Raw genomic sequence first — 14,771 nt, 5'->3', positions numbered from 1 at the left:
GCCTGCGGGCGGATCGCGTCCGGCTGGCAACGGCGGTGGCCGTCCGGCCGGCGCCGGCGGCGGCAATCGCAACGGCAACAGTGCGAACCGCGGCCCGCGTTCGGGCGCGCCACGCCAGGGCGGACGCGACCGCTAAACGCTTGCGTGCTCCACGACAGGAACAGCCCGGATGATCCGGGCTGTTTTTTTTTGGGGGCGGCCACACGATTGGCCACCGCCTGCGGCCTTCGCACCGGGATGCTACGATAACGGGCTGACAACATTCGAGACCGCCATGCCCAAATTCGCTGCCAACCTGAGCACGCTGTTCACCGAGCTCAGCTTTCTCGACCGCTTCGCCGCGGCGCGCGAGGCAGGCTTCGATGCCGTCGAATTCCTGTTTCCCTATGCCTGCGAACCGGAGTGGATTACCGGCCGCCTGGCGCGCTACCAGCTGGAACTCGTCCTGCACAATTTCCCGCCAGGCGACTGGGCGGCGGGCGACCGCGGCATGGCCTGCGACCCGCGTCGCATCGGCGAATTCCAGGACAGCGTCGAACTGGCCCTCGATTACGCCGAAGAACTCGGCGTCAAGCAATTGCACTGCATGGCAGGCAAGCTGCCGCCGAACGTGCCGCATGAGCGCGCCCATGCCACCTACGTGGCCAACCTGCGCTTCGCGGCTGCCGCCCTCAAGGACAAAGGCGTCAATCTGCTGATCGAGCCGATCAACGACCGCGACATGCCTGGCTATTTCCTCACCGGTTCGCGCCAGGCCGCCGCCATCATCGAGGAATGCGGCGTCGACAACCTGTTCCTGCAATTCGACATCTATCACATGCAGCGCATGGAAGGCGACCTCGCCAACAGCTTGCGTACATTGATGCCCCTGATCCGCCACATCCAGCTGGCCGACGTCCCAGGCCGGCACGAGCCGGGCACGGGCGAGATCAACTACCCTTACCTGTTCCGCCTGCTCGACGAACTCGGCTATGGCGGCTGGATCGGCTGCGAGTACAACCCGCGCGGCGACACCCTCGAAGGACTGGGCTGGCGCGGGGACTGGACACGCCCTGCCGGCTGAGGCAACATTGCCTCCTTATCAATAAGGAGAAGGTCATGATCCAGGGTTTGCGCACTGTCATTTATCCGGTCACCGAGCTGGCCGAGGCGACCGAGTGGTACCGCCGCGTGCTCGACAAGGCGCCCTACTTCGACCAGCCCTTCTATGTCGGCTTTGAAGTGGGCGGCTTCGAGCTCGGCCTGATTCCCGACGGCGTACCCGGCAGCGCCGGCGCGACCGCCTACTGGGGCACGCCGGATGCCGCCGCCGATCTGGCGCGCCTGGAAGGCCTCGGCGCAACGGTCGAATCGCCGGTGGCAGATGTCGGCGAGGGCATCAAGGTCGCCACTGTGCGCGATCCCTACGGCAACCTGTTCGGCATCATCGAAAACCCGCACTTCGACCGTAGCAAAGTCGCCTGAGTCAGGCTTTGTTGCTCACTAGTTGATCCACTACAACGCCGCGCAACGCGGCGTTGCCAGAATGGGGTCTTTCCGTCCGGCATCTTTGCCGTTTCGAGAGGACCCGATGAAGACATTTCGCCTTGCCCTCGTTTCCTTCCTGTTCGGCCTGAACCTGGTGCTGGGCGGCTGCGCCGCACCCGGCGGACAGGTCAGCCTGCAGGAGGTGCGCGAATTCGCGGACGCCTCGGCCAAGCTCGGCGGCTATGGCGAGCTGTCGCGCCGCTACCGCGACACCTATGACCGCGAACAGCCCTATCTCCCTGCCTCGGCCGACAGGCTGGCACGCGAGAACGACGCCAAGCGCCGCGCCGTGTATGAAGACTTCGTCAGCGTGCAAAAGGCCGTCGTGCTCTACATGCAGACGCTGAGCCTGCTGGCCGGGGACACGCGCTACGACTTGACGGAGCGCATCGACGACCTCGGAAACGGCCTCAAAGCCAATGCCGAATCGGGCTTGCAGCAGCGCCATATCGCCGCCTATACCGGCCTGACCCGCCTGCTGACCCGGGTGATCGCCTCGGGATACCAGAACCGCAGCGTCGAGACCATGGTGCGCGACGGCGACGCCGACGTGCAGGTGCTGTTGGAAGCGATGATCTCGCTCACCCGCCTCTACTACAAGACCAACGAGAATGAGAAGAAGACCGTCCTCGGCATCTTCGACGTCGAGCTGCCTTTCGCCAAGGGCCGCGACGACCGCATGCTGGTGACCCTGGCCAAGGTCCATTACCTGAACAAGGCCAGCGAGTACAAGCTGATCGACCGCCGCTACGACCTGGCCCTGCAAGGCCTGACCAAGGTGGCGCTCGGGCACCAGAAGCTGCGCGAAAACCTGCACAAGCTGACGCAGGAAGACGTCAAGCGCATGCTCGGCAATTACGGACGCGACCTGCGGATGATCCGCGAAGGCCTCGCAAGCGAATGAACTTTTCAAGGGGGCAGCATGGCGAACGAAGCGAAGAATAAGGTCGATCCGCTGGATGCGGCAACCGACGTGGTGGCCGGCGCCCTGGCCGGTGCGGTCGTGACGACGGACGAGCAAACCCCGGCGCCGGCCGCCGCCGCCGCGGGCGCCGCATCCAAGGCATCTGCCGCCAAGGGTGGCCTGGCGAGCGTGCCGCAGATCGTCGAGCTGGCCGACCAGCTTTCGGCCTGCGCCGACCAGCTGCACGAGCGCATCATGCGCGACATCAAGGCCTACGATGGCCGCGCCGTGCCGGCCCATGTGCAGGCCACGGCCAGGGCCCTGCTGGAAGACGAGCTGTTGCTGCGCCAGCGCGCCAACGGCCTGTATGCCGACGCCGCGACCTTCATCGTCAAGTCGCTCGGCAAGTCGCAGCAGAACGTGGTGGCGCTGACGAGCGCGGCGGCCGAAAAGATCCGCAAGATCGCCCTGATCGGCGACATCACCGGCCTGGTCGCCGGCCTGCTCGGACTGGCGGGCGCGGCCGCCACCGGACAGGCGGCGCCGATCATCCTGGCGCTCGAGAAGATCCAGACCCATGTGAAGGACATCAAGACGCATCAGGCCCCCGCAAGCAAGCCTGCTTAAGCATTTGTGCGCCCATGTTCAATGGGCGAGCATCGCGCTACACTGGTCCCACACCAGTTCATGTGGGAGCAAGCAATGAACGGCTTTTCTTCGCTCCGGGCCTGCGCGCGGCTTGCCGCCGCGCGGCCCCGGCACACGCACCTCTTCCCATGAACGCGCTCGATCAAGGCCAGCTGGCCCAGTTGCGCGCCGCGCTCGAGGCGCAGCTGGCTGCGCTCAGCCGCACGGACGAGCCGCAGACGGTGGGCGGCGCGCGCGACCTGCCCGTCTCCGAAGTCGAAACCTCGCCCGCCGACAAGGCCACCGTGCGCCTCCTGAACGATCTTGCGCTGGAAGCGGCGGGCCACCACGCGGCCCGGATGCAGGTGCTGCGCCAGGCGCTGGCGAAATTCGAGGATGGCAGTTACGGGCTGTGCGAGGAATGCGGCGCGGACATCGGCTTTTCGCGCCTGCAGGCACGGCCCGAAGCGCGCCTGTGCATTGCCTGCCAGACGCGCTACGAGAAGCAGCGCTAGCGCCCGCCGCGTGAGCTGTCTTTAGTGAACGATCTCGGGAGGAATCGAGGGATCGAAATCGGCCCAGTCGCCGTCCACGATATTCCCGCGGGCGCGTTCGATCTGAACCGCGCCCAGACGGCGAAATACATCCACGGCGCGCGACTCGTCACCCGCATCGTCGAAGGCAACGGCCACCAGCATGCCGGCCACCCGCTGCTCGATCGGGGCGCGGCCGCCCTCCTCGCCTTCGCCCGCCTCCTTCATCTTGCTGAAGCTGAACAGCGAGCCGACGTGGGCGCCGACCAGGCCGCCGACGATGGGTCCGGCCGGTCCGGTGACCGGGGCCGTGGCCGCACCAAGGACGGCGCCGACCGCGCCGCCGGTGGCGCCGCCCTGGACCACGCCCTTCGGCGTTTCCTTGGCGCCCGGGGAATGAAGGTTGTCGCCGCCGATCGGGGTCATGTCATGCTGGCCCGCCTGGCTCAGGTAGAAGGTGCTGAGGCGCTCTTGGGTGAAGCCGGCCTGGGCCAGCGCCGCCGACGCTGCGGCGGCCTCGTCCTGGGTCTGGAAATGCCCTGCAATAATGGTGGACATGGAAGTCTCCTGCATTGTTGGTTAGCCGAAGCATGCTCCTGCTGGGCTAAGGCCTCTGTACGCAAACGCACACGGTTTATCGCCACTGTCCATAGGCAAATTCATCAAACTGGGGTTCCGGCGGCGCGGCCTGCCACTGCCGCGGGTCGACGCGGTAATACTTGAGGAATTCCTCGTACAAGGCGGGGTGGCGGGAAGCCAGGCGATGCGGCTGCTCGAAGAAGGCTTCGGTGGCGACCGCGAAGAACTCGGCCGGATTGGTCGCGCCGTAATGGTCGAGCACATCCTCGTGGCCGAACCAAGCGTCGTGGCGCAGGGCGGCGAAGTCGCGCGACAGCACTTCCGACCAGCTGCGGTAACGCTCCGCGCTGCCGAGATAAGGCGCGCCATTGGTCGTGCCGGATTCGCTGTCGAGCTGGTGGGCGAACTCGTGCAATACCACGTTGTGCGAAGGCGGCGCCTCCATGCTTGGGCGGCGCACGTGGTCCCAGGACAGGATCACCCGGCCGTCGCCCCAGGATTCGCCCAGCAAGTCCTGGCGTTCCTCGGTGACCACGCCCGCCGCGTCGACCTGGCGCCGCGGCACCAAGAAGGCGCCCGGATAGACCAGCACCGCATTCAGGGTCGGGTACACGGCCTCCCCGCGCGCGCCCAGCAGCAAGAGGCAGGCCTGGCCGGCGATCGTCAGGCGCATCTCTTCGGTGATCTCGAGGCCGGCGCAACCCACGAAGGTCTTTTCATGCAGGAAGCGCCGCACCAGGCGTTCGAGCCGGGTACGCTGCGCCGCGTCCATCGCCCGGTAGGGTTCGACATTGCGTTCGAGGATGGCAAGCTCGCCGCCCGAGAGCGGTCGGGCCAGGGCGCGGCGCAGGCGCCAGCGTGGCACTGCCCAGGCCAGCAAGCCAATTGCCACCAGGATCGATATCGTCAACAAGGCTTCCATCAGAGCACCTTCGTCCAGCTTGTGCCGTTCATGCGCCCGCCAGGTGCGCGTCGAGCTCGTCGGCCCCGCCGATCAGGCGCCCGCCGATGAATACTTGCGGCCAGGTCATGCGGCCGGTAATGGCGCGCAGCACCCCGCTGGTGATTTTCTGGTCTTGCGAAATATCGGTATACCGCAGGCGCCGCTCCTTCAGCGCCGCCTTGGCGCGCGCGCAGAACGGGCAGCCGGGGCGCGAGAACATGACGATCGGCTCCGGAGCGCGCGCCTCGGGATTGATATAACGGAGCATGGTATCGGCATCCGAGACCTTGAACGGGTCGTCCTCGCCCTCTTCCTCGATGAACATTTTTTCGATGACGCCGTCGCGCACCAGCATCGAGTAGCGCCAGGAGCGCATGCCGAAGCCGAGATCGCGTTTGTCGACCAGCATGCCCATGCCGCGCGCAAAGTCGCCGTTGCCGTCGGGGACGAAGGTGATGCCCTCCGCTTCCTGGCCCGTTTTCCACTCGTTCATCACGAAGGCATCGTTCACCGACAAGCACAGGATGTCGTCGACGCCGTTCTCGCGCAAGACCTGCGCCAGTTCGTTATAACGCGGCAAATGAGTCGAGGAACAGGTGGGCGTGTAGGCGCCCGGCAGGGAAAACACGACGACGGTCTTGCCCTTGAACAGCTCGTCGCTCGTCAGGTCGCGCCACTGGTTGTCGGGGCGCGCCTTGAACGTGACCTGGGGTACGGGTTTTCCTTCCAGCGATTCGGCGCTTGGCAGCATGGAGCCTCCTTGTGGGTGAGTGATGCGGCATGGTGACCGCTTCGCCCGCAGGTGGGGCTTGTTGCCGGGTTTTCAATGTTGTGGGTGTAAACGACAAACGCCGCGCAAAATGCGCGGCGTTTGCATGACGACAGCGATCGTCGGTTACGGAAGCGGGCCCCGGGTCTCCACCGTGGACCGTTCCGGCAGGGTGACTTACTTGCCGATCTGGCTAGGTGCCGGACCGAACAGGGCGGCGACGAGCGGATCGCGGGTGACCGGGCTGCGGTTCACGCGGATCGCGTAGTGGGTGTCGTCGGCCAGGATGTGGAAGTGGCGGCCGCTGCCGGCCATGCTCTGCTCGCGCAGGCCAGGACGCTCCTTGCGCGGGGCGGCGCCTTCGCGCTTCGGCTGGCAGATGGCGGCGAGGAAGGCCTTGACACGCTCCTGGTCGGGGCAGATCTGGTAGACGGCCTTGCCCAGGTAGGTGGCGGTGCCTTCGATGTAGCGCGCCAGTTCGATCACGCCGGCTTCGCGCAGGTCGCGGATGTACTTGCGGGCGCCCGACGGCGAGAATTTCAGGAACCAGGCGATCTCGTCGGCCAGCATTTCGTGGGTCGACAGTTCGTTGATCAGCTTTTGCATGTTCTCGATCCGACGCTGCGTGGCAGAAGTCGACCGCACACGCTCGATCGGCGCCAGGGAGATAGGGGCGCGTTCGGTCGGCTGTGGCGGGACGCGTTCGATCAGCGCTGAATTGCTGGAAGTGTGCACTGCGCCTACGTCGCCTTGCACCGCGTTGTGATGGGTCGTTGCATGCATGTTGGTGTACTCCAATAGAGAGAGAGACTGGGAGGTCCGGGTCGCTGTGTGTGGTCTGACACTCTGACAACACCTCGGGTTCCGCTTAACTGGCCTCAAGATTGCCTGCGTCAGCCCGGCCGGTCTGTGCGCCAGCCCACATTGGCAAAATTCCTCCAAGCATTTTTGAAATTTCTTCTTTGCACAGAATCAACACCGCTGTGCGCACGCTTGCTTGTCGCAAAAATACAACGCTTTTAAGAAATTTTTTCTTTTTGAAATCTTTAATAAATTTACATCAAAATCGACATGCCTTCTATATAGAGGCCGATTTTTCGGCGGCGACATAGATGTTGCAGATCTGCCACTCATCAGTATGAGTAGGTGCGCTAGCGCACCGAGGTTCCGGAACCCCAGCCCTTATTATTCGTCCAACATCACTGTTTCAAGCACGCGATGTCACCCTACCTTTCAACTTATGGGAGTTTCCTGTGAACAATACGAAGAAGATCGCCCTGGCCGTGGCCATGCTCTGCGCCGCTGGCTCCGCGCTGGCCCAAGAAATCAATCCGTCCTGGTACATCCAGCCGAGCGTCGTCGGCATGAAGCCGGACGCCGATTTTGGCACCAATAGCGAAAAAGACTGGGGCGGTGGCCTGAAGTTCGGTAAGCCGGTGAACCAGTACTGGGACGTCCAGATCGGCGGTTCGCACGTTCGCACCGAAAATGGTCCGGCTCGTTACAACCAGACCCTGCTGGGTGTGGACGGGCTGCTGATGCTGTCGCGTAACCGTATTCGCCCATACGTCCTGCTCGGCCTCGGCGTCGAGCGCGACAAGGTGCAGAACCCGCTGCGTAACGTGAGCCACAACTCCCCATACTGGACCGGCGGTATCGGTGTCCAGGCAACCCTGACTCCGCAGTGGTCGCTGCAGGCCGACATCCGTTCGGTCAAGAGCAACCTGCGCCACGACGAGGAGTTCGGCTTTAACAAGCCTAACAACAAGTACATCACCGTCGGCCTGAACTACGCCTTCAACCCGCCGCCAGCACCACCGGCACCGGCTCCAGCCCCGGTCGTCGAGGCACCGGCTCCAGCACCGGCACCAGCACCGGCACCGGTCGCTCCGCCGCCGGCACGCTTCGAGAAGGTCACCCTGTCGGCAACCGAACTGTTCGCGTTCGACAGCGCCAACCTGAACATGCCGCAGCCTAAGCTGGACGAGATCGCCGCCGCCCTGCAAGCCGACCCGAGCATCACCGACGTCGACATCAGCGGCTACGCCGACCGCCTGGGTTCGGAAAAGTACAACCTGAAGCTGTCGCAGCGCCGTGCCGACGCCGTGCGTGAATACCTGGTCGGCAAGGGTGTCGACGGTGGCCGCCTGAAGGCCTACGGCAAGGGTGAAGCCAACCCGGTCGTGACCTGCACCGAGAAGAACCGTGCAGCCCTGATCAAGTGCCTGGAACCGAACCGCCGCGTCGAAGTCGAGCAGATCACGATCGAAAAGCGCGTTCAGTAATCGGCATCTCAGCCGCCGCTCCGCCCATGAGGCGGAGTCGTGCGACGCCGCGCCGGAATGCGCGGCCTGAGGGGTACTGGTCCGGTCAACCAACGTCTCGCGACGACAGGTTGAACAGGGGTCCGGTACCCCTTTTCCATTTCACGGAGAATCGGTATGGACAAGGACGACAAAGACAAAAAGCAGTGGATTCCCTCCCCGCGCCAGGTGTTCCATATCATGAAGTGCGCGGTGACCGAGTGGCTGGCCCACCGCGCCGCCAGCAAGGGTGCCGCCCTGGCGTTCTATACGCTGTTCTCGATGGCGCCGATCCTGGTGCTGGTGATCGCGGTCGCCGGCTTCTTCTACGGCGCCGAAGCCGCGCAGGGTCAGCTGCTCAACGAATTGCGCGGACTGGTCGGCAAGGAAGGCGCGGAAACCATCCAGGCGATCCTGGCGGGTGCCCGTGACAAGGAAAGCGGCATGATGGCAACCATCATCGCCGGTGTGCTGCTGCTGGTTGGCGCCACCAGCATGTTCGCCGAGCTGAAGGACAGCTTGGACGAGATCTGGGACGTGCCGGCACCGAAGGACGCCGGCATGTGGGACACGATCCGCACCCGCGTGCTGTCCTTCGGCCTGATCCTGGTGCTGGGCTTCCTGCTGCTGGTGTCGCTGGTGATCAGCGCGGCGATGGCCGTGGTCGAAAACTATATCGGCGGCATGTGGAAGGATTCCGCCGTGATCCTCGGCTGGATCTCCTCCTGCATCGGCTTCCTGGTGATCTCGACCATGTTCGGCGTGATCTACAAGCTGCTGCCGCGCATCAAGCTGTCCTGGCACGACGTGATCGTCGGGGCGCTGGGTACCGCGGCCATGTTCACGCTGGGCAAATTCGCGATCGGCCTGTACATCGGCAACAGCGGCGCTGCGAGCAGCTTCGGGGCCGCCGGCTCGCTGATCGCCCTGCTGCTCTGGGTGTATTACTCGGCACAGATCTTTTTCCTCGGCGCCGAGTTCGCCCGCCAGTACGCGCTGCAGCTGGGCAGCCTGAAGCACAAGCCGGACCACGAGACCGGTGGCAAGAACGTCAAGCGAATGACTTGGCCGGAGCGTAATTAAGCGTAGTCAAGCGAAAACGGCGCGGATCCGGTTGGGTCCGCGCCGTTTTTTTAACGTACGAATGATCGAAGGTCCGACAGCGTGCGCATGAATGCGCACCCTTCGGTAGGGTGCGCATTCATGCGCACGCGTTTTTACGTGTCCTTGAGCACCCGGCCACTACTCGCCCAGCAGCTCCGCCACGAACTCCATCCCTTCGACCCGCTCGGCCACCGTCTTGAGGATCATGACGACCGGCACACCGAGCAACAAGCCCCACATACCCCACAGCCAGCCCCAGAACAGCAGGCTGACGAACACGGCCGCCGGGTTCATCTTGGCGATCTTGCCCGTCATCCAGGTAGCGACCACCATGCCGACCAAGGTGGCGATGCCCATCGAGGCGCCGGCCACGAGGATCACCATGCGCAGGGATTCGAACTGCAGGAAGGCGACTAGGCCGGTGGCGGTGGTGATCAGGAGCGGCCCGAAGTACGGCATGATGTGGGTCACCCCGGCGAAGATGGCCCAGGCGCCCGCGTTTTCCAGGCCGATCGCGCGCAACGCCACCCACATCATCAGCGCCAGCAGGATGTTCGTCACCAGCAGCATGAACATGTAGTTCTGGACCGTGGTGTTGATGTCGTCCAGGATGTGGACCGTCACTTTCTTGCGTGTCAGCGAAGGGCCGGTCAGCTTGACCAGTTTGCGCTTGAAGGTATCCCCCGCCAGCAGCAGGAAGAACACGAGAAACAGGACCATAGTGGCCTGGGTGATGAAGGAGGCCAGCCCGACGGAGCCCGCGAGCAGCCAGTCGGTGATGCGAAACGCCGACGAATGCGGTTGCGACAGCGTCGGACGGCGTTGGATCAGGCGCGCGTCCTTGTTCTGGCCGACGTTGGCCGTGGCCTGTTCGATCTCGGCGGCGGCCTTTTGCACCTGCTGGAAAGTCGAGCCGCCGCTGGCCGCGCTGGTGAGCAGCTTGGTCACCTTGTGGGTGAGCGTCGGCAGCTCGTCGATGATGTTGAAGAATTCGTCCTGCAGCCGATACAGGGTCGCACCCAGTCCGCCGATCAGGATGGCGGTGACGAGGGTGGCGCCGATGACGCGCTTGATGTGGATACGTTCGAGCCAGCGCACGAGGGGGCTGAGCGTATAGGCGATGAAGATGCCGAGCAGGAGCGGCACGAAGAATTTCTGGGCCCATTGCAGGGCGAACACGAAGGCCACGGTGGCCAGGATGCCGAGCGAGAGTCCGCGGGCATTGACATGGATGGGCAGGCGCAGGCCGCCGGAATGCAGGGTCAGGTCATCGCCCGGGCCGGAGTGGATCTCCGGCTGGACGATGTCGGCCGTAGCAAGTGTAGCGGCCGAGGGTGCCTCTGGGGCGGCGGGCTTGTTCGGCTCGGCTTGAGCCGAACCTGGACTGGCGAGATGCATGTGTTTGCCGATTAAAAGTTGCCGGACCGCCGCCCAGCGGCTGGGATTACTTCACGCGGATGTCGTTCTTGACCGATGTTACACCCTTCACGCCACGTGCAACCTCGACGGCTTTCTGTGCGTCGGCAGGCTGGGCCACGAAGCCCGACAGCTGGACGTCGCCCTTGAAGGTTTCGACGTTGATCTCGGTTGCCTTGACTTGTGGGTCGGCGGCGAAGGCGGCCTTCACCTTGGCGGTGATGACGCTGTCGTCGACGAACTCACCGGCGCTTTCCTTCTGTGGGCCCGAAGCGCAGCCGACCATGGTGAAGGCGAGCGCGCCGGTGAAGATGGCGGTAGCAAGGCGTTGGGTGATTTTCATGATGTATCCCTTTCTGTCTATGGTCAAAGTCAATGCTCAGGTGAGCGATTCCGGTACGTCACTTGCCGTACGCGGTTTTTGCGGCGTCGACGCACTGGTCTTTCGCCGCGCCGGCAAACGCGTCGCACTTTTCGAGTGCGACCCGGTATTCCGCCGTCAGTTTGTCTTCACGCGCATTGCTGCGCGCTTCGATCATCTTGCGATCCGCCGTGGCATCGGCCTGGGCGGCAATCAAGGTCGCCTTGGCCTGCTTGATGCACACGTCGCGGTCATTGCCCGTCACCGCGCCGCAGCGCGCCTTGTCGCGGTCGTAGTTCGCGTCGGCGATGCGCATGCGCGCCTGGGTATAGGCCTTCAGGGTGTTCTTGTAGGCGGCGCCCGCCTCTTCCTCGACGCGCACGCGCTCGGCCTTGGCCTCGGCCAGGCAGACGTCGCGCGGATTGCCGGTGACCAGCTCGCAGCGGGCACGGGCCGCCTTGTAGTTGGTGGCCGCCGTGTCGCGCGCCGTGTTGTAGGCGGTCTTGGCGTCCGGAACAGTCTGGGCGCGGCCGTGGGTGGACCACAGCAAAGCGGCGCCGATAATCAACAGTGCGTGGACGTTTTTCAGTTTGGTGGTCATGTTCTTGTTCTCCTTGTTCTGTGCAGTGCGTGGACCTTGGATGATGTTTTACGCCCATCCAGCCGCGTTCTCTGTTCGCTGTCGAACACAACAGAACATGTTGTTTAGCCAATATTAATTTAGCAATTGATCGTGCGTGAGCGCACAGACCTTGGGCAAGTGGATTCGTATTCTTGACTCACACTTTTTGCCAGGAGAACAATATGAAAGCACCACGCACCCTCGCCGCCGCTGCCGTCGCCGCCGTCGCCCTGCTTTCGGGCTGCGCCAGCTCGCCTTCGTATAGCAACGGTGGTTATGCCAACAACGGCTACGACCGCGGCTATGCCAACCCTTCATCGATGGGCTACGGCGTGATCGAATCGATCCAGGTGACCCAGGCCGAGAACCGCACGAGCGGCGGCGGCGCCGTCGTCGGCGCCCTGGTCGGCGCGCTGGCCGGCAACCAGATCGGCAGCGGCAGCGGCCGTACCGCGGCGACCGTGGCCGGCGGTGTCGGCGGCGCCATGGTCGGCAACAACATCGAAAAGAACCGCAACGCAGGCGGCGGCCAGGAGATGTACCAGGTCAACGTGCGCATGGACAACGGCGAATACCGCACCGTGGTCCAGGACAGCGTCTACGACCTGCGCGTGGGTAACCGCGTGCGCCTGGTCGACGGCCGCGTCTACCGCTACTGATCCCGGCGTGGGCACTGCGGCCGTACGCATGGACAGGCTGGAGGTCCTGGCATATTGCCGGGAATCGGCCGGCACGTCCTGCCGCAGCGCCTGACAGACCCGACGGGCCGGCATTGCCGGCCCGTTGTTTTTTTCGGAGGTGAAGAATGAATGCACAGACCCTGACGCGGCGCCTGCTGCTGGCCTGCCTGCTGGCAGGTACGGGCGGCATGGCAGGCGCCCAGAGCAGCAACGACGCCATGGTCGCGCCGGCGGCCGCCAGCAAGCAGGCCCAGGAAATTGCTCGTGGTGATCCGGCGCGCTGGTACCGCGAGGACGCGACCGCCCAGCAGCAGTGGCACACGCACCAGAAGGAAATCGGCGCGGCGCTGGACGAAGCCAAGCGCGCCTGCGCCCAGGGCCCGGCGGCGGAGCGTGTCGGATGCCTGAAGGCGGCACAGGAGACCTACAAGCAAGAAATGGCTGCGGCACGGGCCGAAGCCGGGACGCAGACGCGCTGAGAGCACGCACCGCGTTTGCTGCCGGCAAAAAAAGACGGCGTCCAATCAATGATTGCGACGCCGCTCAAGCCCCACCATATTCTGTGTCCGTCAAAAACATTCGGCAGCGGAAGCCTTGAAGCCACCGCTACCGGTATTCGCCCAATGGCGGCCGGATGACGGCCGGAGCCGCCATGCCGGCTCCGTTAATATCCCTGCTGCGCGCGACGCTTCTTCATGTACCAGCCGGCAACGCCTGCCAGCACGGCGCCTGCCAGGGCCTGCTTGCCCATGCGGCGCTGGCGCACGAAATTGAAGGCGGTCATCGCGTACGGCAGCAGCACCGAGACGCTGGTGCCCGTGGGTTTCAGCAGAGCATCAGCCCGTGCCCGCAAAGCCCACGTCGCGTGGTCTAGAGCAGAATGTAACATGACTTCGGGCCGCGCGCCGTGCTTTACCTGCGCTTTAGCGTAGGCAACACCGGCACGGTAGAACTCGCCTTCGCGCAGCAGCTCGGCCTTGCGCGTGACCGGATCGCGGCTGTGCTTGTGGCCCGCCAGTCCGGTCGGCTCGTCCTTTTTGAGATCGTGCTTGTGATTGTGGTTGTCGTGCTTGTCCATGTTCCCTCCCCTGTTGGTGGCTGCTCAGAGCAGCGCGTCGCGGTCGTGACGAAGTTCGTTCATCGTTTCCGGGAAGGCGAGCTTGCCTTGCTTGAGCATGGCCAATCCCTTCATCACGAGTACGACCGTGATCACCAAAAACACCAGGAACATCACCAGCAGAATCTTCCAGCCCCAGCTGTCCCAGGCCAGCATCACGATCGTCGCGGTGCCGTAGGCCAGCGCGAACCACACGGCGAGCACGGCGCCGGCGAAAATCGCCAGCAGCTCGATCACGTGGTTCCGCACTTCCGACATCTCGAGCGCCGCCAACTCCACGCGGGACACGATGAGGCCGAACAGGTTCTTTGCCAGGCCGGAGATGCCGCCCATGAGTCCGGGACCATGCACGACGGTTTCGGTCTTTTCCATGGCGTTCTCCGGCGTGAATTATTTACGACCCAGGAAGATGCCGACCAGCAGGCCGACGCTTGCTGCTGCGACGACGGTACGCCATGGATTGTCCTTAACGTAGACATCGGCGCTCTCTGCCAGTTCCTTGCTCTTGATGACGGCTTGACCCTGGTACTGGCTGGCCTTGCCCATGGCGCGGTCCAGCATTTCCATGCCGCGTGCGCGCAGCTCGTCGGCCTTCACGCCGGTGAGCGAAGCGGCTGCGTTGAGCAGGGACTGCGCATCCTTGACCAGGCCTTTCATGTCGGCGTTCGCGTTGTCGATCGAGCGGTTGATGTCTTGCATGGTGAACTCCTGTTATCGGTTATTGATGGTGGTGGTAAAAATCAGCGCACAAGGAAATCGTGCATGTCGTCGGCGTGTTCCTCCTCGACGGCCAGGATTTCGATGAGCATCTGCTTGGTGGTGGGGTCCTTGTCGCCGATCGCCTGGATCATCTGGCGATACGATTCGATGGCGACGCGCTCGGCGATCAGGTCGGCGCGCACCATCGCCTGCGTGTCTTCCGAATCGTCGTACTCGGCGTGCGAGCGGGCGGTCAGCGTGGCCGGGTTGAAGTTCGGCGAGCCGTTCAGCTGCACGATGCGCTCGGCGATGCGGTCGGCGTGCTCCTGCTCCTGCTGGGCGTGCTCGAGGAACTCCGCTTTCAGCGCGCCGTTGTTCGGTCCCTGCACCGTGTAGTAATGGCGCTTGTAGCGCAGTACGCACAGCAGTTCGGTGGCGAGCGCGTCGTTCAGCATCGCGATGACCGCCTCGCGGTCGGCCGCGTAACCCTCGGTGACGGCGCCGTCGTCGAGGTTGGCGGCGGCGCGGCGGATGGCCTCGATGTCGAAGCCATGCGCCAGGGAGGTCTTGCCTTGTTCCATGATGTT

At 64.1% G+C, this 14,771-nt stretch carries 20 protein-coding genes; 9 read left to right on the top strand and 11 right to left on the bottom strand.

What is annotated here, in order from left to right:
- Positions 1-274: 274 nt before the first annotated feature.
- The 5 genes from otnI (at position 275) to C2862_RS23115 (ending at position 3,573) form a co-directional block, all read left to right on the top strand.
- A complete protein-coding gene (otnI, locus tag C2862_RS23140; protein WP_136223096.1) occupies positions 275-1,063 on the top strand; it encodes a 2-oxo-tetronate isomerase in 789 nt (262 codons plus the stop codon).
- 35 nt (positions 1,064-1,098) lie between these two features.
- Positions 1,099-1,464: a VOC family protein gene (locus C2862_RS23135; RefSeq protein WP_136223094.1), complete on the top strand. Its 366-nt coding sequence runs from the start codon at positions 1,099-1,101 to the stop codon at positions 1,462-1,464.
- 106 nt (positions 1,465-1,570) lie between these two features.
- Positions 1,571-2,431, top strand: coding sequence for a hypothetical protein (locus tag C2862_RS23130; RefSeq protein ID WP_136223092.1), 861 nt, complete (start codon positions 1,571-1,573; stop codon positions 2,429-2,431).
- Between the two features lie 18 nt (positions 2,432-2,449).
- A complete protein-coding gene (locus C2862_RS23120) occupies positions 2,450-3,058 on the top strand; it encodes a hypothetical protein (RefSeq protein WP_229467573.1) in 609 nt (202 codons plus the stop codon).
- 149 nt (positions 3,059-3,207) lie between these two features.
- Positions 3,208-3,573: a TraR/DksA family transcriptional regulator gene (locus tag C2862_RS23115; protein ID WP_136223088.1), complete on the top strand. Its 366-nt coding sequence runs from the start codon at positions 3,208-3,210 to the stop codon at positions 3,571-3,573.
- 21 nt (positions 3,574-3,594) lie between these two features.
- On the opposite strand, the gene C2862_RS23110 is transcribed toward C2862_RS23115, so the two are convergent.
- The 4 genes from C2862_RS23110 to C2862_RS23095 all read right to left on the bottom strand — a co-directional run bounded on the left by C2862_RS23110 (position 3,595) and on the right by C2862_RS23095 (position 6,665).
- Positions 3,595-4,149 carry a hypothetical protein gene (locus tag C2862_RS23110; protein ID WP_136223086.1) on the bottom strand — a complete coding sequence of 185 codons (555 nt, stop codon included), beginning with the start codon at positions 4,147-4,149 and terminating at the stop codon, positions 3,595-3,597.
- Between the two features lie 76 nt (positions 4,150-4,225).
- Positions 4,226-5,092, bottom strand: a complete 867-nt coding sequence (locus tag C2862_RS23105; protein WP_136223084.1) for a zinc-dependent peptidase — start codon at positions 5,090-5,092, stop codon at positions 4,226-4,228.
- A 28-nt stretch (positions 5,093-5,120) separates the two neighbouring features.
- Positions 5,121-5,864 (bottom strand): glutathione peroxidase, encoded by a 744-nt coding sequence (locus C2862_RS23100; protein ID WP_136223082.1) that lies wholly within the window; start codon positions 5,862-5,864, stop codon positions 5,121-5,123.
- 195 nt (positions 5,865-6,059) lie between these two features.
- Positions 6,060-6,665, bottom strand: coding sequence for a winged helix-turn-helix domain-containing protein (locus tag C2862_RS23095; RefSeq protein ID WP_136223080.1), 606 nt, complete (start codon positions 6,663-6,665; stop codon positions 6,060-6,062).
- Positions 6,666-7,135: 470 nt separating this feature from the next.
- On the opposite strand from C2862_RS23095, the gene C2862_RS23090 reads away from it, so the two are divergent.
- Both C2862_RS23090 and C2862_RS23085 read left to right on the top strand, forming a co-directional pair.
- Positions 7,136-8,167: an OmpA family protein gene (locus C2862_RS23090; protein WP_136223078.1), complete on the top strand. Its 1,032-nt coding sequence runs from the start codon at positions 7,136-7,138 to the stop codon at positions 8,165-8,167.
- 156 nt (positions 8,168-8,323) lie between these two features.
- Complete coding sequence (locus C2862_RS23085) at positions 8,324-9,268, top strand: YihY/virulence factor BrkB family protein (RefSeq protein WP_136223076.1); 945 nt, start codon at positions 8,324-8,326, stop codon at positions 9,266-9,268.
- Between the two features lie 159 nt (positions 9,269-9,427).
- Here the strand turns inward: C2862_RS23085 and C2862_RS23080 are convergent, their stop codons facing one another.
- Genes C2862_RS23080 through C2862_RS23070 form a run of 3 tightly spaced genes read right to left on the bottom strand, consistent with a single transcriptional unit; the run spans position 9,428 to position 11,667 of the window.
- Positions 9,428-10,687, bottom strand: coding sequence for an AI-2E family transporter (locus C2862_RS23080; RefSeq protein WP_136223074.1), 1,260 nt, complete (start codon positions 10,685-10,687; stop codon positions 9,428-9,430).
- 46 nt (positions 10,688-10,733) lie between these two features.
- Positions 10,734-11,048, bottom strand: a complete 315-nt coding sequence (locus C2862_RS23075) for a BON domain-containing protein (protein ID WP_136223072.1) — start codon at positions 11,046-11,048, stop codon at positions 10,734-10,736.
- Between the two features lie 58 nt (positions 11,049-11,106).
- Positions 11,107-11,667 carry a hypothetical protein gene (locus C2862_RS23070; RefSeq protein ID WP_229467572.1) on the bottom strand — a complete coding sequence of 187 codons (561 nt, stop codon included), beginning with the start codon at positions 11,665-11,667 and terminating at the stop codon, positions 11,107-11,109.
- A gap of 203 nt (positions 11,668-11,870) precedes the next feature.
- Here C2862_RS23070 and C2862_RS23065 point away from each other — a divergent pair, with 203 nt between their 5' ends.
- Together C2862_RS23065 and C2862_RS23060 are read left to right on the top strand one after the other, a co-directional pair.
- Positions 11,871-12,347 (top strand): glycine zipper 2TM domain-containing protein, encoded by a 477-nt coding sequence (locus C2862_RS23065; RefSeq protein WP_136223070.1) that lies wholly within the window; start codon positions 11,871-11,873, stop codon positions 12,345-12,347.
- Positions 12,348-12,493: 146 nt separating this feature from the next.
- A complete protein-coding gene (locus C2862_RS23060) occupies positions 12,494-12,847 on the top strand; it encodes a hypothetical protein (protein ID WP_136223068.1) in 354 nt (117 codons plus the stop codon).
- A 185-nt stretch (positions 12,848-13,032) separates the two neighbouring features.
- Here the strand turns inward: C2862_RS23060 and C2862_RS23055 are convergent, their stop codons facing one another.
- The 4 genes from C2862_RS23055 to C2862_RS23040 are packed head-to-tail and all read right to left on the bottom strand — an operon-like array spanning position 13,033 to position 14,765.
- Positions 13,033-13,446, bottom strand: a complete 414-nt coding sequence (locus tag C2862_RS23055; protein ID WP_136223066.1) for a hypothetical protein — start codon at positions 13,444-13,446, stop codon at positions 13,033-13,035.
- Positions 13,447-13,470: 24 nt separating this feature from the next.
- Positions 13,471-13,857 carry a phage holin family protein gene (locus tag C2862_RS23050; protein WP_229467571.1) on the bottom strand — a complete coding sequence of 129 codons (387 nt, stop codon included), beginning with the start codon at positions 13,855-13,857 and terminating at the stop codon, positions 13,471-13,473.
- An 18-nt stretch (positions 13,858-13,875) separates the two neighbouring features.
- Entirely contained in the window at positions 13,876-14,184 is a 309-nt protein-coding gene (locus tag C2862_RS23045; protein WP_136223064.1) for a YqjD family protein, read from the bottom strand.
- Between the two features lie 41 nt (positions 14,185-14,225).
- The gene (locus C2862_RS23040) at positions 14,226-14,765 is read right to left on the bottom strand and encodes a bacterioferritin (RefSeq protein ID WP_136223062.1); all 540 of its coding nucleotides are present in this window, start codon (positions 14,763-14,765) and stop codon (positions 14,226-14,228) included.
- Positions 14,766-14,771 lie beyond the last annotated feature (6 nt).

The sequence above is a fragment of the Massilia sp. Mn16-1_5 genome, assembly GCF_004798585.1.
Taxonomy (GTDB): Bacteria; Pseudomonadota; Gammaproteobacteria; order Burkholderiales; family Burkholderiaceae_D; genus Telluria.
Note: the sequence above shows the minus strand (reverse complement) of the source record. Positions and strands in the feature narration are given on the sequence as shown.